The following is a 17653-nucleotide window of genomic DNA, read 5'->3' as shown; positions in this document are numbered from 1 at the left end:
CCCTTTACTGATGGCTGACATGACCGCTGAACCAGCACCACGTATGGACCCGCAAGGCGCTCGCCAGAGCGCCGCGATGGCGGCTGTGCGCGTCGTCCGCCGGTTGCGCGATGCCGGCGACTGGCAGCGCGAGATGGAAACCATCCTCGAAACGCTCTGCAGCGCCATGAATTGCCAGCGCGGCATCCTGTTCAGGCTGCGCGAATTGCCCGGCCAGGGCTTCGCCCAATCGGTCGCCGCCTACTGGATCGATCCTCGCTTCGGCGGCGAACTGGCTTCGCCGACGGTGATCATGCAGTCGATCGTCGATACCGATCCGCTGCTGGAGCGGATTGGAGAGGACGAGCGGCAAGGCAAGATCTTCGCCGGCCATACGCGCGATCTCGACGGGTTCCTCAGGGCCGATTTCGAAAAGCAGCACATCAAGTCGTTCCTGTCGGTATCGGTGTTCGCGCACGGTCATCTGTGGGGCACGTTCGCGGTCAATGACTGCCTAAACGAGCGCGAATGGACCGAAGAGGAAGAGGCGACGATGCACATCATTGCGCTCGCCATCGGCGACGCCATCGAGCACTCGCCGTCCGACGCCCATGCCAGCGAAGTCATCCGCCGCACCATGCTGCAGGCGTCGCTCGACGCCATCATCGTCATCGACGAGACCGGCTCGATCATCGAATTCAATCCGGCCGCCGAAAAGATGTTCGGCTATCAGCGCAGCGACATCCTCGGCAAGGACCTGCTCGATACCGTGGTGCCGGAATATTACCGCAAGGGCTATGTCTCGGGCGCCGAATACATGTCTGGCCGCGGCGCGCCGATGGTTGGCCAACGGCTTGAGACCGTGACACAGAATGCGGCCGGCGAGGTGTTTCCCATCGAATTGACGGCGACCGAGATGCGGGTGGCTGACCGTCAGCTCATCTTCGGTTCGATCCGCGATCTGCGCGATAAGCTGCGCGCCGAAGAAGAGATCAACCGCCAGCGCGAAAAACTGCACCAGAACGAGAAGATGGCGGCGATGGGTTCACTGCTGGCCGGTGTTTCGCACGAGCTCAACAACCCGCTCGCCGTGGTCGTTGCGCAGTCGACGCTGCTGCATGAATTCGCCACCGACCCGCAGACCAAGGTTCGCGCCGAGAAAGTGCGCGCCGCTGCCGAGCGCTGCGGCCGCATCGTCAAAAGCTTCCTGTCGATGGTGCGCCTGCATCCGGCGGCGCAGGCCGAGACCGATCTCAACCAGGTGATCCGCGCCGCACTCGAAGTAACCGCCTATGGCGCACGCTCGAGCGGCATCATCATCGACACCGATTTCGCGCCCGGCCCGCTGCTGGCGATGGCCGATGCCGACCACGTCACGCAGGTGGCCGCCAATTTCCTGATCAACAGCCAACACGCTCTGGCCGGTATCGGCGGCGACCGCCTGATCAAGGTGCGGACATTCCGCAGCGATCGCGGCAACCCCGGGTTTTCGGTCGAGGACAACGGACCGGGCATTCCCGAGGCGATCCGCAGCCGCATCTTCGAATCCTATTTCACCACCAAGCCGGTCGGCGTCGGCACCGGCATCGGCCTGTCGATCTCGAAATCGATCGTCGAGCGCCACAACGGCAATATCTGGTTCGAGGAGGTGCTGCCGCGTGGCGCGCGCTTCGTCGTCCAGCTGCCGGTAATCACCGGCGGCGCGGCAGCAGCCGGCGACAGCCCGGCTCGTTCCAGCGGCTTGCGCCATGCGCTGATCATCGACGACGAACCCGACGTCGCCGGCTCCCTCTCCGACATCCTGGAACTGATGGGTATCAAGTCGCGGGTCGTGCCGGCCTGGACGTCGGCGGCGGCGACCTTGACCGGCCACATGCCGCCAGACATCGTCTTTTCCGACTTGCGCATGCCCGGCACCAGCGGCATTGCCATCTACCGCGAATTGCTCGCCGACAACCTGGCGCTGGCCAAACGCTTCGTGCTGGTCACCGGCGACCTGATCGGCGCCAAGGCCGAGATCGAAGCCTTGCCGGCGCCGCAGCGCCCGCAAATCCTGGAAAAGCCGTTCTCGACGCTGGACGTCCGCGGCGTACTCTCGGCAATAGCCGACCAGGTCGCCGCCGCCGGCTAAGTTTTCGGAAGCACCCATGTAGGGTCTATCGAGATTCGGGTCAGGCCGAGTCGAGAATGGTGGTTCCCGAGAACCGGAGCGGAGCGTACTTGAAGTACGCGAGCACCGGAAGCGCAGGGAACCTCCATGCGCAGGCCGGCCTCACCCGAATATCGATAGGCCCTAAAAAAGAGGCTCCCGACCGAGGGAAGCGGCGGGAGCCAAGAACGAGCGCGGGAGGAAGCGCTCGGGAGGTTCAGAAAACGTTGGGTGTCGTGGTCAGCGGCGCTGCGTTGGCGATCATGCGGACGGAACGCGCCTTGTGCACGCCGGACTGGGCGGCGATGACGCGCAGGCACTCCGCGCTCTCGGCGCCCCAGGCCTGACCCTGGCAGGCAAAATCGATTTCCGGCTCCGGCAGCCGGGCGGTCTTGATGGTGGTCGGCGCGCCCTGGACAACATTGGCCGGCGGGTTGAGCGAAGCAAAAGCCGGACCGGAAGCCGGTGTCAGGAACATGACGGCCAGAGCGCAGGCGCCCAGCATGGAGAACATCGCAACCGGATGGTCGCTGGCGCGCTGACGCAGTGCCAGTTTGGCGCGTCGTTCGTTGCTAGTGATCTCGACTTTCGTATGCATTGCTGCTCCCCTTCGTTTTCTTATGAAACGAACCTAAGCGCGCCTGGTAACAGGCGAATGATGCGCTTGGCTTGCCCGCGTAACAGGTTTGAAACAAGAAATTCGGGCATATCCGGACAGATCCGGTCATGTGCCGACGGCAAGATGCGTTTGCGAAGCTGTTTCATCCGGGCAATCAAATGTTGACGACAGGCGGGCCGCGAACGCACCAAGCCCGCTTCCTGTCGGCCGCACTATGAACAAGCTCACACTGCGGATCGAATTTGCGGACGCCAGGTATTTTCGTCTCGGAGCGGGCCGTGTTTGCAAGCTCGGCACGGCCAAATCCGCATGCCGGACAGCTATTTCACGCCCCCGGTTAACGCCCGGATATTCCGGGATTTTCTGGCTTTCAGCTGGTCCTGTTGTGCCGACTTGAAAAGTTGTGATTTCTACAAGCCATTGCATTTCAATGTAAAATATGGTTTTATTGAATGAGTATTCAATAAAAGAAGAGCTTTTTTATGAACCCGCATCTCCGTGACGTGGCGATCCCCAATGATTGGGACCGGCGGGGTCTGCCGGGCTGGAGTTATCACTCCGACGCGCTTCTCGAACTTGAGAAGGAATACGTCTTCCGGAACCATTGGCAGATCGCCGGCCATGTCTGCGACGTGCCGAATGCCGGCGACTATCTGACTATGGACGTGGTCGGCGAGCGGGCGCTCATCGTGCGCGGCAAGGACGGCATCGTGCGCGCCTTCAACAACATGTGCCGGCATCGCGGCAGCCGCGTCGTCGCCGACAGCCAGGGCACCTGCAAGAACGCGCTGGTCTGCCCGTTCCATGGCTGGGTCTACAATCTCGACGGCACGCTGCGCGGCGCCGCCCGGCCGCGCTCCTTCCCCGAGCTCGACAAGACCGAATTCGGCCTGATGCCGCTCAACCTCGAGATATGGATGGGCTTCATCTTTGTCCGCTTTCGCAAGGGCGGCCCGCAGCCTTCGGTGGCCGAACTGTTGAAGCCGATCGAGGCCGAGATGGCACACTACAATGTGACCGAGATGGTGCCGTCCTGGGGCATCTGGACACAGAAGACGCCGGTCAACTGGAAGTCGGTGCGCGACGTCGACAATGAAGGCTACCACGTTGCCATGGCGCATCCGGCGCTGCAGGATCTCTACGGCTCAACCTATTTCGACGAGCCGTTCATCGACGGCGTGTCGCGCTCGTTTGCCACCTACAATCCGCATGCCGGCCGGCGCTGGAGCGTGCGCGAATACATCAAGCTCACGCCCGATGCCTCACACCTGCCGGAGCATCTGCGCAGGGCCTGGATCTATTACGGCATCTTCCCCAACAACGCGCTGTCGATCATGCCGGAATCGGTGCAGTTCTATCAGGAGTTCCCGCTGTCGACCGGCGAGACGCTGCTGCGCGGCGCCATCTACCGCTACCCCGACGAGACCCGGGAACAGGCGGCCGCCCGCTATCTCGCCTACCGCATCGACCGGGACACCATGAACGAGGACGTGCAGCTTTCCGTCTGGTCAAACGAGTCCATGATCTCGGAGGCCTTCGAGGGTTTTTATCTCTCCGACCTCGAATACGGTGTGCGCACCCACCACGACCATCTGCGCAAGCAGATCCCGGTGCTGGGCCTGGAGACGGCGCCGGAGGAGAAGGACATGTGGAACCTCAATGAGGCTATGCGCTCGCAGGTGTAGGGGCGGAACTGCCAGTCACCCCTGCCACACGCCCTCTTTGCGCAGATCATCCATGGTCCGCGAAATGCCTTCGCGCAGGATCGCCACCATGTCGTCGATCTGCTCTCGCGTGATGATCAGCGGCGGCGACATCACGCACATGTTGATCAGCGGCCGGACCAGGAGGCCGAGTTCGTGGCAATGCGCGTCGATGCGCTTGCCGACATCCTTGTCGAGCTGCAGCGGATCCTTGCTTTCGCGGTCGGCTACGCACTCGACGCAGCCCATCAGGCCCATGCCGCGGACTTCGCCAACCAGCGGCAGTTCCTCCAGCGTCTTCAACTGCGCCTGGAAATAGGGCGCGACATCGCGCGTGTGGGCCAGCACGCTGTCTTCCAGGATATCGAGGTTCTTCAGCGCCACCGCGCAGCCGATGGGATGACTGGTATAGGTCAGGCCATGGCCGAACATCGCATCGGGATGGTTGGAACGGCGCATTTCCTGAAGCAGCCGCTCCGAGATGATGACGCCGCCAAGCGGGAAATAGCCTGATGTAACGCCCTTGGCGAAGGTGATCATGTCGGGGTCGATGCCGAAGCCATCGCCGGAGGCAAAGACATGGCCGAGCCGCCCGAAGCCGGTCACCACCTCATCGGAGATATAGAGGATATCGTTGTCCCTGCAGATTTCGCGAATGCGCTTGAGATAGCCATCCGGCGGCACGACGACGCCGCCGGATGCCTGCACCGGTTCGCCGACGAAAGCACCGATCTTCTCTGCGCCGACGCGGGCGACCGTATCGCGAAACTGATCGACCAGGAAATCGCAGAAGGCGGCGATGTCAATGCCTTTCGGCCGCCGGAACGGGTCTGGCGAGGACAGTTTGACGACCAGATCGTCGGCGCCGTCCATCCAGTCGCGGTCGCGCGGCCGGCCGTTGAGCGAGGCCGACAGATAGGTCGAGCCGTGATAGGCGCCGCCGCGGCTGAGGATCAGCTTCTTTTCCGGCCGCCCGCGCACATTGTTGTAGAACTGCATGAAGCGCAGTGCCGTCTCGACAGCCGACGATCCGCCGGTGGTGAAGAAGGTATGGCTGAGATCGCCCGGCGCATGATCGGCGAGGCGCTTGGCGAGCTCGGCCGACGGCGCATTCATCGTATACCAGGGCGTGTTGTAGGACAGCATCATCGCCTGGTCGTACATCACCCTGGCCAGCTCCTCGCGGCGGTGGCCGACATTGATGCACCACATGCCGGCCGGCCCGTCGATCAGTCGCTTGCCTGTTACATCGGTGATGTAGATGCCATCGCCCTCGCCAATCAGCGCACGCGCTTCATTGCCGACCGAGCCGGCATAAGGCCAGGGCTGGATGAGATGGCGCTTGGCCAGCTCGACCGCATCGCCACCGTCAGCCATTTCCATCGCTCTTAGGTCTCTTGCAGCCGCCATCATTGCCTCGCATCGTCTGAGCGTAATTTCACCGGACAGAACATGAAGCGCCAAGGGCAGGAAAGCCGGCTTTCTTCACTCCATTTTGAATGTCCGTTCAATCAATATTACAGAAATAGCGCTTGATTTCAATGCACGGATGCGCTCATGATGAAAGAAAGCCGGCAAGCTTGGAGCGCGCAACCAGCAAAGCGCGCTCCGCAAAAATTGGGAACAGGCAGCCGGCCCGGTCGAAGGGAGCATCATGGCGGAACAGTTCGAGCCAGCAACCGAGATCACGCCCGGGTCGCTGCAATGACGGTAGCTGCCGAAGGGGTGCCCACGCGGCGCATGACGCGAGCAAGGCGAAACGCCCTTCTGCAGTCCGAGTCCGTCCAGGGCCTTGCCCTGATCAGCCCGACCTTGGTCTACGCTTTGATCCTGCTGCTGGTGCCGATCCTGGTGGTCTTCGCCCACTCCTTCTGGACGCAGAACTACCTCACCATCGACCATACATTCACGCTGGAGAATTATCGCATCGCGCTGACCGAGCCGATCTACCGCGATCTGCTCTGGCGCTCGCTCTACATTTCGCTGACGGTGAGCTTTTTCACCGTCATCCTCGCCTATCCGATCGCCTATTTCATCTCGTTCCATGGCGGTCGCCACAAGAGCCTGTGGCTGTTCCTGATTACCATCCCGTTCTGGACCAGCTATCTCCTGCGCGTGATGTCATGGAAAGTCATCCTCGGCTATAATGGCGTGCTGAATTCCGGCCTGATGGGCCTCGGCATCATCGACGAACCATCGACCGCGCTACTCTACAATTCCAGCGCCGTCATCATCACGCTCACACACGCCTGGGCGGCCTTCGCCATCCTGCCGATCTTCGTTTCGCTCGAGAAGGTCGACCGCACCTTGGTCGAGGCTGCCACCGATCTTGGCGACGGCCCGCTGCGCTCCTTCCTGCGCGTGACGCTGCCGCTGTCGGCGCCGGGCGTCATCTCGGCCGCTCTCATCGTCATGATCCCCACCGTCGGCGACTATGTCACCCCAAGGCTGGTCGGCGGCAAGGATGGCGTGATGATCGCCAATGCCATCGAGTCGCAGTTCCATAAGGCCTCCAACTGGCCACTCGGCGCGGCACTGTCCGTGACCACCATGCTGGTCGTGACGCTGATGGCGGGCGCCACCGTGCTCATCATCCGCGCGCTGCAGAGGCTGGCGCGATGACAGCGAGGCGGCGCCTTTTTCCCGGCGGCTGGCTGTCCGCCTACGCCTTCCTCTACGTCGTCTTTCTCTATCTGCCGGTGATCTTCCTGCCGATCTTCTCGATCAACACCGCGCCGACGCCAAAATTTCCTCTCACCGGCTATACGCTGAAATGGTACCAAGACCTGCCGAAGACGCCGGCGCTGCTTGACGCCGCCTGGAACAGCCTGATCGTCGGTATCTCGGCATCGGTGCTGGCGACGCTGCTCGGCATCCTCGCCGCCCGCTCGATCACCCGCTACCGCTATCCCGGCCGCCGCACAATCAATGGCCTGATCATGGCGCCGCTGGTGCTGCCGGAAATCATCCTCGCCATCTCCATGCTGCTGGTCATGCTGCAACTGGGCTTGAGCCTTTCGCTGTTCACCGTCGTACTCGGCCATGTCCTGATCTGCATTCCCTATTCGATGACGGTGCTGACCGCCGGTTTCGAGGGCTTCGACCGCAGCCTCGAAGAAGCCTCCGCCGATCTCGGCGAGAGTGCCTTCGGCACCTTCCGGCGGGTGACGCTGCCGATGGTGGCGCCGGCGATCATTTCCAGCCTCCTGGTCTGCTTCACCATCTCGCTCGACGAGTTCGTCATCGCTTTCTTCCTGACCGGCACCGAGACGACGCTGCCGATCTATATCTGGGGCCAGTTGCGCTTTGCCGCCAAACTGCCGGGTGTGTTGGCGCTGGGCACGCTGCTGCTGGTTGCCTCTTTCGTTTTGATGACCGTTGCCGAGATCCTGCGCCGCCATGCGGCCAGACGCACCCAGAGCGAGGGAGGCCTCTATGCCTGAGCAGTCCCGGGCCGAACGGCCTCAGGATGAGCCATCCAAGCAAGATAAGTCCGAGCGGGCCCAATCTGATCGACCCCAAACCGACCGAGCAATGATCGAAATCCGCAGCGTTACCCGCAGCTATGGGGCGTTCAAGGCGCTCGACGACGCCTCGCTGACCATCAAGGAGGGCGAGTTCTTTTCGCTGCTCGGCCCTTCCGGCTGCGGCAAGACCACGCTGCTGCGCATGATTGCCGGTTTCGACAACCCGACCAGCGGCTCGATCTCGGTCGGCGGCCAGTCGATGGAAGGCATCCCGGCCAACCGCCGGCCGACCAACATGGTATTCCAGAGTTATGCCATCTTCCCGCATCTCAATGTGGAGCAGAATGTCGCCTATGGGCTGAAACGGCTCAGGCTGGGAGGAACGGAAGAAAAGCGCCGCGTCGAGGAAGGGCTGGCGCAGGTGTCGCTCACCGGCCTCGGCAAACGCCTCGCCACCGAGCTTTCCGGCGGCCAGCGCCAGCGCGTGGCGCTCGCCCGCGCCTTGGTGATGCGGCCCAAGGTGCTGCTGCTCGACGAGCCGCTGTCGGCTCTCGACAAGAAATTGCGCGAGCAGATGCAGGTCGAACTGCGCCGCCTGCAGCAGGCGGTCGGCATCACCTTCGTGCTGGTCACCCATGACCAGTATGAGGCGCTCGCTATGTCCGACCGCATCGCCGTAATGTTCGGCGGCAAGATCGCCCAGGTCGCCTCGCCCAAGGAAATCTACCAGCGGCCGGTCAACCGCCAGGTCGCCGATTTCCTCGGCGGCATGAATTTCGTAAAAGCGCAGATCATAGAGGAGAATGCCGCCTCGCTGGTCGTCGACACGCTGGGCTTCGGCCGGGTCAGGACCGACAAGCCGAAGGCCTTCGTGCGCAATGGCGGCGGCGCCATGCTGGGCATCAGGCCGGAGCGATTGCGCGTGCTGTGGGACAACGCGACGGCGAAATTCGAAGTGGCCGGCAAGGTGGTCGAACGCCACTATTTTGGCGAGATCACCCATCTCATCGTCGAGATACCCGGATTGGAAAAGCCACTGTCGGTCACCGAGACCAACGACTTCGGCGCCGACGATATCCCCGTCGGCACTTCGATCCGCCTCGGCTACGATCCGGAGGCCTTGGTGGCGATGGCGGACTGAGCATGATCCCGAAAAGTGGAAACCGGTTTTCGGAATAAGATCATGCTCCACTAAGAATTTTAAGTTCCGTCGCGATCTGTTTGGCTGCGATCCGCCCCATCACGATGGCGCCTTCGACATAACCCGGGAATGACGGCGACAGTTCCGACGATGCGAAATGAACAGGATCTGCGCCGGCACGGATCGTGCGCTCGGCATCCCTTGCCGTCACATCGACAATAAGGTCGCTGTAGGCGCCGCCGCTCCAGCGGTCATCGATCCAGTCGCGCTGGCTGAAATCGATAATATCGGCCGCCTCCGGGCCAAGGGCATCAACGAGCCTTGCCGTGACCTCCGCACGCAGCGCCGCGTCCGCGAGCGGACGCCAACGCAACGCCAGTGGTCCGCCGACGAAGACGACCAGCGCGGCATGTTGCGCATCCTTGCTGGCGTCACAGGCGAACAGGCCCGGCAGGTCGCGCCACATCACCATGCCGCACAGGTCGCGCTCGCGCCAGAACGGCGTGGGATAACGCACCAGGATCTTGATCACCGCACCGCTTTCCCAGACGCCGAGCGCCTTTGCGAGAGCCGGCGGCAGAGCGGGCGCGAAATCCAGCTTCGCGGCCGTCGCCGGCGGCAGCGCGACCAGCACTTTTCGCGCTTCGATGGAGTTGCTCGCCGAGACGGCACGAACCCGTTGCGGCCCGTGCTCGATGCGCGTAACCGGTTCGTTCAGCCAAACCCTGTCGCCGAGATCTCCCGCCATGTCGTCGGCCAGCGACTGCATGGTTTCGAGCAGCGAATACTGCAGCTCCGGCACCTCGTTGGTGATGCGGCGGTCATTGTCGATGAGGTACCACAGCGGCACCTTGTGCATCGCCAAGCACCACAGGCCTTCGATCATCGAGCGGAAAGCCGTCTTGGCGTCAGTGGGATCATGCTGGCGTTCGAGCCAGGCGGCAGCGCTCATGCCGGCGATCGAGGGATCGTCCGGCTCGATCGCATTCATCCGCTCGCGGATTGCCATCGCGCCATGATAGGTCCGTTCGGCCTCTTCGACCGACAGCGATGGATGGGTGATGAAATCGCCATTCACATAGGTTTCGACGAAGGCCTTGCCACGGGACGCGGCCAGCGCCGTCACCTCCGGCATGTCTTCGCAGAAAAACTGGCCGCCGCTGTCGATGCGCTCGCCAAGCCCGTTGCGAATAGCCTCGACCCTGCCGCCGACGCGGTCGCGTGCCTCGAGCAGCACGACATTGATGCCGGCCTTTCTCAGCTCAAGCGCAGCCGACAGGCCGGTGAAACCGGCGCCGACGATGACGACATCGGTTCTTTCAGTCCTGTCGCTCAATAGCCGGCCTTGATCTTCTCGAATTCCGTGACCATGCGCTGCTTGAGCTCAGGCGGCACCGGCTGCTGGAACAGCGTCTTGTCCAAGAACTTGTCGAGATTGTCGAAGCCACGGTCGCTCAGCACCTGATGGTCGATCGCGGCCATCCCGGCGCTGTTGCCGTGGCCGTAGCCGAAGGTCTTGACCAAGTAATCGGACACGGCATGCGCGTTGACCGCACTGAGGAAATCACAGGCCTGATCGAGCTTGCCCGGCGCGTCCTTCATCAGCACATAGCCGCACACCCAGGTGGATATGCCTTCCCTGGTGTCGCGGTTCATGGCGATCGGCATGCCTTGGCCCTTGAGCGTCACGAAGGTCTCATTCCAGCCCCAGACGAGGTCGACCTCATTGCCGGTAAAGGCCTGGTTGAGGTCGGTGTCGTCGGTCCAGTAAAAGCGGATGTTCTTGTGGACGTCACGCAGGAAGGCGGACGCCTCCTGGAACTGCGCGTCGGTCATCTTGGTCCAGTCCTTGAGGCCGATGACCAGGCTGGCCAGCGCATAGGCGTCATCGACATTGTCGCCGATGGTGACGCGGCCCTTGAATTTGGGATCGGCGAAAATCTTCAGCGACTGCGCTTCCTCCGCCGTGACCTTGTCGGTGCGGTAGAGCAGCGAAGTGTTGCCCCAGTCGAACGGCATGAACCAGGCCTTGCCGTCGGCGGTGACGGCGAGATCCTTCATCGCCATGATGCCGGGATTGAGATCCTTCCAGCCGGCGATCCGGGAGGTGTCGAGCGGTTGCAGAATGCCGGCCGCGCGCCACTTGGTCACGCTTTGCGAGCAGGGGTGGGCGATGTCGGCCTTGAAGCCGGCGCGCATCTTCTGGAACGCTTCCTCCTCGTCGCCGAAGAAAGCAAAGGTCGGCTCGGCGCCGTATTTGGCGGTGTAGTCGGGGTGCAGCAACGGATCTTCATAGCCTGACCAGTCGAACACGACGAGGTCGCCGCCGCCTTCGGCATAAGCAAGCACGGCGCCGGCGCCGACTGTAAGAGCAGCGGCAAGGGCGAGGCGGCGAAGCATGGAATTCATGGCGCGAAACTCCTCATCGCGAAAAGCGGCCGGGCGACGTTACGGAATTTCAGCGGCCTTGGCGAGACCGTCTGCCCGGCGCACTGACAGGCAGACGGAGGAGGCCGGACAGAGCTTTAGTAGCCTGCCTTGATCTTCTCGAATTCGGCGATCATCTTGAGCTTGAGCGACGACGGCACGGGCGATTGGAACAGGGTCTTGTCGACGAATTTCTGCACGTCGTCATAGCCCTTTTCTTTCAGGATCGCCGGGTCGACGCCGGCCATGCCCTTGGCGTTGGCCTGGCCATAACCCCAGTCCTTGACCAGCACCTTGGCGGTCTCGGGATCGTTGATCGCGTTGAGGTAGTCATAGGCCTTGTCGACATTGCCGGGTGCGTCCTTGAACAGCACGTAGCCGCAGACCCAGGTCGAGATGCCTTCGTCCGTATCCTTCTTGGACTTGATCGGCACACCGGCAGCGACGGATTGTACCGTGGCATCGTTCCATGCCCAGGCGAGATCGACCTCGCCGCCGCTCAGCAACTGCACGACGTCGGTGGTATCGGTCCAGTAGGAGCGGACATTTTTGTGCACCTGACGCAGGAAGTCGGAAGCCTGCTTGAACTGGTTGTCCGTCATCTTGGTCCAGTCCTTGAGCCCGATGGCAAGGCTGGCCAGCGCATAGGCGTCGTCGACATTGTCGCCGATTGAGACCCGCCCCTTGAACTTGGGATCGGCGAAGGCCTTCAGCGACTGCACATCCTTCGCGTCGATCTTGTCGGAGTTGTAGGTGAGCTGGGTGTTGCCCCAGTCCCACGGCATGAACCAGGCCTTGCCGTCCGAAGTGGTGGCCAGATCCTTCATCGCCATGATGCCGGGATTGAGATCCTTCCAGCCGGTGATTTTCGAGGTGTCGAGCGGCTGCAGCAGCCCCGCCTCGCGCCACTTTGTCACGCTCTGCGAGCAGGGATGGCCGAGATCGGCCTTGAAACCGGAGCGCACTTTCTCGAAGGCTTCGTCCTCGTCGCCGAAGAAGGCGAAGGTCGGCGAGTCGCCGTTCTTCTCGACATATTTGGGGTGGAAGCTCGGGTCCTCATAGCCGGACCAGTCGAACACGATCAGGTCCTTGTCGGCGGCGACCGCAATCGCCGCGGCCGAACCAGCCAGCGTCGCCGTCAGCGCCAATGTCAGTGTCAGGCGTCGAGTTATTCTTTTCATGCTGTTCCATCCTCTTTGTTTTTGATTGTTCGCTCCGGCTTGGATCTGCCGGTTGTTGTCAACGTCCGCTGTCCGGCGGGTAGTGTTTCGGAAAGGCGGCCGACAGGAATTCGTTTGCCGCCTGCAGCGCGCTCTCACGGGTGACGTCCTCGGTCCCCATCATCAGCCGCAGCCACAAGCCCTCCAGCATGGCGCTGAGCGCGAGCGCCATGACCTGCGGCTCATAGCCATAACCACCGCCCTGCTTGAGCGTGGCACAGAGGTCGATGAAGATCTTCTGGTAGGCCGCGTCGCGCGCGCCGCACAGCGCCTGGTAGGTCGGCCGCGACTTGGCCTCGCCCCAGAACGCGCACCACGCCGCGAGCTTGCGCTTGTTGCAGATCGAACGGTCGAAATCGGCGGCGACCAGCGCCCGCAGCTGCCGGGCTGGATCCTTGCCGGCCTTGGTCAGCGCGACGCGCCAATGCGCCGCATATTCGTCGGCCATATAGGCCAGGGTGGCGACGAGCAGCTTCTCCTTGCTCTCGAAATGGAAGTTGACGATGCCGCGCGACAGGCCGGCGCCGTCAGCGACATCGGCCATCGTCGTTTCCGAATAACCGCGCTTGGCCAGCGAATCGATGGTCGCTTCGATCAGCTGCTGTTGCCTGACCTCCTTCGACGCCTTGCGGCCGCGTTTTTCCGGTTCGGTTTTTCCAGACGTGTCGGAGGATCGCTCTTCGCGCGCAGCTTTCATCGGTGCCGTCATGCTCCACATTGCCGGCTATCCCACCACAGCCGGCTTCCACCCGCGAAGATGAGTGGGACGGTGCTCGCCACTGTCAAGCACCTTCTGCATGGCCTCCCAGGTTCGTATGTTCTTGTCGACATAGGCCGCTCCGACCGCGGCTGCCGCCGTCTGGTAGAGCGGGCCTTTCAGCCTTTCCAGCTCGCCGCGTGCGACCTCGCGATACCAAGAATTGCGGTCCTTCACAGTGACATCGGCAAAGCCGGCGCTGCGCATCGCTTGCGCATAGCGTGCCGGCGAGGCCATGGCGAAGGACAGGCCTTCGGCCGCGACATAGGCCTTCATCTCAGATGACGGCTCGCCGTCATGGCCGATCAGCCAGTCGGAGGCGGCAAGGACGCCGCCCGGCTTCAGCACGCGAAAGATTTCGGCAAACAGCGCGTCCTTGTCGGGCACGTGCACCAGCGCATCCTTGGAGAAGACGACATCGAACGAAGCGTCGGCAAAAGGCAGCGGCCCCGGCGGCGCCTGGACGAAGCTGGCGCGGTCTGAAAGCCCTCGTGCAGCGGCATGCTTTCTGGCCGCCTCGATCACCGGCCGCTCGATGTCAAAGCCGGTGGCATGAGCGGCACCGTGGCGCTCGACCAGATGCAGCGCGATGCCGCCGGAGCCGCAGCCTATGTCGAGGATCGTCTTGCCCCTGAGCGACAGCCCTTCGACCACCCGGTCGACCTCGTCTGGTCCGCCCGGCGACAGATAGCCCTCGCCCCACAGCGCCTCGAGGAAGCGGATCGCGGCGTCGTCATATTCCGGCTCGCCATCTGCCGTTTCGATCATCAGACCTTAAGTCCCGTCAGCCGAATTGCGCAGGTTCGAATGCCGGCAAAGCGTAGCGTATTAACAGGAAAACGCAATATCATTTGTTGAACATTCATTCAGAATGGCTGGACAGAATAGCCGCTGCCGTGCCAAATTCCGCGCGTTCGGCGACAAATCACGCGAAAATGAAGGGTCGAGCACCATGAAGGCTGGGCGCGAATGAAAGCTTGGGATGCGATCGTCATCGGCGGCGGACACAACGGCCTGGTCAACGCCTGCTATTTGCAACGCGCCGGGCTCGACGTGCTGGTGGTGGAAAAGAACGACTGGGTCGGCGGCGCCGCCACCAGCCGCGAGCTGACGCCGGGCTTCCTCTACTCCAACTGCTCCTATGTCTGCTCGCTGTTTCGCCCCGAGATCATGCGCGACCTCGAACTGCCGCGTTTCGGCTTGCAGGTTATTTCCTATGAAGGCGGCGCCGTGTTCACCCGCGACGGCGACTACCTCGCCAACTACCGTGACCACGATGCGCACCGGCGCGAATTCGCCCGCTTCTCCAGGCGCGACGCGGAGGCCTATGACCGCTATTCGCGCGACGTGACGCGGCAGTGCCGTTTCATCCAGCCGCTGCTGATGCGCACCGCACCGGACCCGGCCAGTCTCAAGCCGCGCGACCTCGGAGAGCTTCTCTATCTCGGCAAGAAATTCGTCGGCCTGTCATCAGAAGAAATGGCGCTGACGCTGCGCTTCTGGACCATGTCGATCTCGGAATTCCTCGACGAATATTTTGAGACCGATGTCATCAAGGCGAACTTCGCTTTGTCCGGCATTATCGGTACCGCGCTCGGGCCGATGTCGCCCGGCACAGCCTACGTGCTGCTGCACCATTATATGGGTGAGGTCGACGGCTCGGTCGGCGCCTGGGGCTATGCGCGCGGCGGCATGGGCGCCGTCACGAAGGCGCTCGCCGCTTCCTTCAAGGCGTCCGGCGGCGCTATCCGCACCGGCGCCGAGGTCGACCATGTGCTGGTGAGCCGAGGCAAGGCCAAGGGCGTGGTGCTGGCCGGCGGCGAGGAGGTCTACGGCAAGCTCGTCGTCTCCAACGCCGACGTCAAACGCACATTCCTGAAACTGGTCGAGGAGAAGGAACTGCCCGACATTTTCCTGCGGCGGGTCAGGAACTTCAAGATCCGCGGCTCCTCCGGCAAGGTCAACATCGCGCTGGATTCTCTGCCGGAATTCCCGGCACTGCCGAAGGATTCACCCGTTTATCGCGGCGACATGCATTTCACCGATTCCATGGAGCGCATGGAGCGCGCCTATGACGACTGGAAGGTCGGTCGCTGGTCGGTCGACCCATTCCTCGACATGGTCATCCCAACGACGCTCGACCCGACCATGGCGCCGCCGGGCAAGCATTTCATGAGCTGCTTCGTGCAGTACGCACCGCCCAAGGTGAAGGGCCAGGACTGGACCGATGCCGACCGCGACGGTTTCGCCGAAAGCGTAGTTGCGCAGATCGCCGAATACTCGCCAGGCTTCCGCGACCGCATCGTCCATATGGAGGTGCGCACGCCACGCGAGATCGAGGCCGAGGTTGGGCTGACCGAAGGCAATATTTTCCAGGGCGAGCTGACCTTCGACCAGCTGCTGTTCAACCGGCCGGTGCCGGGCTACGCACAATACCGCTCGCCGGTCGGCGGGCTCTATATGTGCGGCTCCTCGACACATCCCGGCGGCGGCGTCATGGGCGCACCCGGCCGCAATGCGGCAGCCGAGATCCTGCGCGACCTCGCCAAATCGACCTCCCATATGAGCGCGGCCCATGACGTCATTTGATGCCATCATCATAGGCGGCGGCCATAACGGCCTTGTCGCTGCCGCCACTCTGGCCAAGGCCGGCCGCAAGGTGCTGGTGCTGGAAGCGGCCGGCGATGTCGGCGGCGCGGCGCGCACCGAAGAGTTTGCGCCGGGTTTTCGGGTCTCCTCGATCGCGCATGTGCTGAACCGCCTGCACCCCGACGTGGTGAAGACATTGGAGCTGGAGAAACACGGGCTGCAGGTCACCCGTACAGACTTCATGCCGTCGGTCGCCTTGGCGAAGGACGGCCCGCCGCTTGTCCTGCACGGCGCCTACGGCGAGGTGCTGACCGGTTCCACTCCGTCCGAGCAGTACGCCTGGAGGGAATTGCGCGCGCAACTCATGCGCTATGCCGGCATCCTGAAACCGTTCCTGTCGCGGCGCCCGCCCGATCTCGGTGGCATGTCGCTGCTTGAAACCGCAGCGCTCGGCCAGACGGCCGCGGCGCTGAAAAAGCTCGGCAAGGAAGACATGCGCGACTTCCTGCGCGTTCTCCTGATGAACGTCGCCGACCTGCTCGACGAGCAGCTTGCCGATATCAGGCTGAAGGGCCTGCTTGCCTTCGACGCCACGCTTGGTAGCCATCTCGGTCCGCGCTCGCCGACCTCCCTGCTCGGCCTCTACTATCGGCTGGCCGGCGAGACCGGCGGCAAAACCGGCGCGCAGATGCTGCCGAAAGGTGGGATGGGTGCAGTCGTCGCCGCGATCCGCGCGGCGGCGGAGAAAGCCGGCGTCACCATCCGCACGGCAGCGCCCGTGGCCAGGATAGTCGTCGAGAAAGGCCGCGCCGTCGGCGTGACCCTCGACAGCGCCGAGGTGCTGCACGCCAGAACGATCGTCTCCGCCATCAACCCGGCGACCACCATGCTCGGCCTGGTCGGGTCACGCGAGATCGGCACCGGCTTCGTGCGCAAGGTGAAAAACATCCGCATGAGGGGCGACGCGGCGAAGCTCCATCTGGCGCTCAATCGGCCACCGCAATTTTCCGGCGTCGACACCGATAATCGGAAGGGCCGTCTGGTTATCGCGCCCTCGCCCGACCATGTCGAGCGCGCCTTCAACCCGTCGAAATATGGCGAGTTCTCAGCCGAACCAGTGATGGAGATCACACTGCCGTCGCTCTCCGACCCGTCGCTCGCGCCAAGCGGCGCCTGTGTACTGTCGGCTGTCGTGCAATACGCGCCTTATGCGCTGAAAGAGGGTTGGGACGCCGGCAAGCCGAAATTCCTCAGAGCTGTTATGGCGCAGCTCGAAGCCTACGCCCCCGGTATCGGCAAGTCCGTGCTGCATGCCGAGCTTTTGACGCCAGCCGATATCGAAGCCAACTGCCGCATGCCGGGCGGCCACTGGCACCACGGCGAATTGCAGGCCGACCAGATGTTGATGTCGCGGCCGGTCTCCGGCTGGTCGGGCTACGACACGCCGATCGAGGGGCTGTTCCTGGCCGGCGCCGGTTCGCATCCAGGCGGCGGCGTTTCGGGTGCTCCCGGTTTGAATGCGGCGCGGCGCATCATCGCGATGAAGGGATGATCGGATGTTTCAGCCAGTCAACGCTGCACTCTACGGCGAAGGAATGCCGT

General features: G+C 62.9%; 14 protein-coding genes. 7 read left to right on the top strand and 7 right to left on the bottom strand.

Features of this window, described 5'->3' with window-relative positions; genetic code table 11:
* The first annotated feature begins 19 nt into the window (after positions 1 to 19).
* Positions 20 to 2110, top strand: coding sequence for a hybrid sensor histidine kinase/response regulator (locus X750_RS140890; RefSeq protein ID WP_023670065.1), 2091 nt, complete (start codon positions 20 to 22; stop codon positions 2108 to 2110).
* A 235-nt stretch (positions 2111 to 2345) separates the two neighbouring features.
* Here the strand turns inward: X750_RS140890 and X750_RS140895 are convergent, their stop codons facing one another.
* Positions 2346 to 2726, bottom strand: a complete 381-nt coding sequence (locus tag X750_RS140895) for a hypothetical protein (protein ID WP_023670066.1) — start codon at positions 2724 to 2726, stop codon at positions 2346 to 2348.
* A gap of 503 nt (positions 2727 to 3229) precedes the next feature.
* Between X750_RS140895 and X750_RS140900 the strand changes: the two genes are divergently transcribed.
* Positions 3230 to 4432 (top strand): aromatic ring-hydroxylating dioxygenase subunit alpha, encoded by a 1203-nt coding sequence (locus X750_RS140900; protein ID WP_023670067.1) that lies wholly within the window; start codon positions 3230 to 3232, stop codon positions 4430 to 4432.
* Between the two features lie 15 nt (positions 4433 to 4447).
* Here X750_RS140900 and X750_RS140905 read toward each other — a convergent pair whose 3' ends face one another.
* Positions 4448 to 5860, bottom strand: a complete 1413-nt coding sequence (locus X750_RS140905; RefSeq protein WP_023670068.1) for an aminotransferase — start codon at positions 5858 to 5860, stop codon at positions 4448 to 4450.
* Between the two features lie 294 nt (positions 5861 to 6154).
* On the opposite strand from X750_RS140905, the gene X750_RS140910 reads away from it, so the two are divergent.
* From X750_RS140910 to X750_RS140920, 3 genes are all read left to right on the top strand, one after another.
* Positions 6155 to 7072: an ABC transporter permease gene (locus X750_RS140910; RefSeq protein WP_023701363.1), complete on the top strand. Its 918-nt coding sequence runs from the start codon at positions 6155 to 6157 to the stop codon at positions 7070 to 7072.
* Positions 7069 to 7893, top strand: a complete 825-nt coding sequence (locus tag X750_RS140915) for an ABC transporter permease (RefSeq protein WP_023670071.1) — start codon at positions 7069 to 7071, stop codon at positions 7891 to 7893. The genes X750_RS140910 and X750_RS140915 overlap by 4 nt, the downstream gene beginning before the upstream one ends.
* A gap of 91 nt (positions 7894 to 7984) precedes the next feature.
* Positions 7985 to 9058, top strand: coding sequence for an ABC transporter ATP-binding protein (locus X750_RS140920; protein ID WP_023748366.1), 1074 nt, complete (start codon positions 7985 to 7987; stop codon positions 9056 to 9058).
* A 40-nt stretch (positions 9059 to 9098) separates the two neighbouring features.
* Here the strand turns inward: X750_RS140920 and X750_RS140925 are convergent, their stop codons facing one another.
* The 5 genes from X750_RS140925 to X750_RS140945 all read right to left on the bottom strand — a co-directional run bounded on the left by X750_RS140925 (position 9099) and on the right by X750_RS140945 (position 14230).
* Positions 9099 to 10394 carry a flavin monoamine oxidase family protein gene (locus X750_RS140925; RefSeq protein ID WP_023683950.1) on the bottom strand — a complete coding sequence of 432 codons (1296 nt, stop codon included), beginning with the start codon at positions 10392 to 10394 and terminating at the stop codon, positions 9099 to 9101.
* On the bottom strand, positions 10391 to 11467 hold the full coding sequence (locus tag X750_RS140930; RefSeq protein WP_023748365.1) for an extracellular solute-binding protein: 1077 nt from the start codon (positions 11465 to 11467) through the stop codon (positions 10391 to 10393). Before X750_RS140930 ends, X750_RS140925 begins: the two co-directional genes overlap by 4 nt.
* 116 nt (positions 11468 to 11583) lie before the next feature.
* Complete coding sequence (locus X750_RS140935; RefSeq protein ID WP_023748364.1) at positions 11584 to 12666, bottom strand: ABC transporter substrate-binding protein; 1083 nt, start codon at positions 12664 to 12666, stop codon at positions 11584 to 11586.
* 58 nt (positions 12667 to 12724) lie between these two features.
* A complete protein-coding gene (gene betI / locus X750_RS140940) occupies positions 12725 to 13402 on the bottom strand; it encodes a transcriptional regulator BetI (protein WP_023683952.1) in 678 nt (225 codons plus the stop codon).
* Between the two features lie 27 nt (positions 13403 to 13429).
* Entirely contained in the window at positions 13430 to 14230 is an 801-nt protein-coding gene (locus X750_RS140945) for a class I SAM-dependent methyltransferase (protein ID WP_023683953.1), read from the bottom strand.
* 201 nt (positions 14231 to 14431) lie between these two features.
* Here X750_RS140945 and X750_RS140950 point away from each other — a divergent pair, with 201 nt between their 5' ends.
* Together X750_RS140950 and X750_RS140955 are read left to right on the top strand one after the other, a co-directional pair.
* Positions 14432 to 16051, top strand: a complete 1620-nt coding sequence (locus tag X750_RS140950; RefSeq protein ID WP_023748363.1) for an NAD(P)/FAD-dependent oxidoreductase — start codon at positions 14432 to 14434, stop codon at positions 16049 to 16051.
* Positions 16038 to 17603 (top strand): NAD(P)/FAD-dependent oxidoreductase, encoded by a 1566-nt coding sequence (locus tag X750_RS140955; RefSeq protein WP_023748362.1) that lies wholly within the window; start codon positions 16038 to 16040, stop codon positions 17601 to 17603. The genes X750_RS140950 and X750_RS140955 overlap by 14 nt, the downstream gene beginning before the upstream one ends.
* Positions 17604 to 17653 lie beyond the last annotated feature (50 nt).

This window comes from Mesorhizobium sp. LNJC391B00 (assembly GCF_000502535.1).
In the GTDB taxonomy this organism is placed as follows: domain Bacteria; phylum Pseudomonadota; class Alphaproteobacteria; order Rhizobiales; family Rhizobiaceae; genus Mesorhizobium.
This window is presented reverse-complemented; position numbering and strand designations above follow the sequence as displayed.

Coding starts and splice junctions, on each gene's coding strand:
- X750_RS140900 (WP_023670067.1), top strand. CDS start 3,230: ATGAACCCGCATCTCCGTGACGTGGCGATCCCCAATGATTGGGACCGG.
- X750_RS140950 (WP_023748363.1), top strand. CDS start 14,432: ATGAAAGCTTGGGATGCGATCGTCATCGGCGGCGGACACAACGGCCTG.
- X750_RS140895 (WP_023670066.1), bottom strand. CDS start 2,726: ATGCATACGAAAGTCGAGATCACTAGCAACGAACGACGCGCCAAACTG.
- betI (WP_023683952.1), bottom strand. CDS start 13,402: ATGAAAGCTGCGCGCGAAGAGCGATCCTCCGACACGTCTGGAAAAACC.
- X750_RS140945 (WP_023683953.1), bottom strand. CDS start 14,230: ATGATCGAAACGGCAGATGGCGAGCCGGAATATGACGACGCCGCGATC.
- X750_RS140920 (WP_023748366.1), top strand. CDS start 7,985: ATGATCGAAATCCGCAGCGTTACCCGCAGCTATGGGGCGTTCAAGGCG.
- X750_RS140955 (WP_023748362.1), top strand. CDS start 16,038: ATGACGTCATTTGATGCCATCATCATAGGCGGCGGCCATAACGGCCTT.
- X750_RS140905 (WP_023670068.1), bottom strand. CDS start 5,860: ATGGCGGCTGCAAGAGACCTAAGAGCGATGGAAATGGCTGACGGTGGC.
- X750_RS140910 (WP_023701363.1), top strand. CDS start 6,155: ATGACGGTAGCTGCCGAAGGGGTGCCCACGCGGCGCATGACGCGAGCA.
- X750_RS140915 (WP_023670071.1), top strand. CDS start 7,069: ATGACAGCGAGGCGGCGCCTTTTTCCCGGCGGCTGGCTGTCCGCCTAC.
- X750_RS140935 (WP_023748364.1), bottom strand. CDS start 12,666: ATGAAAAGAATAACTCGACGCCTGACACTGACATTGGCGCTGACGGCG.
- X750_RS140890 (WP_023670065.1), top strand. CDS start 20: ATGACCGCTGAACCAGCACCACGTATGGACCCGCAAGGCGCTCGCCAG.
- X750_RS140930 (WP_023748365.1), bottom strand. CDS start 11,467: ATGAATTCCATGCTTCGCCGCCTCGCCCTTGCCGCTGCTCTTACAGTC.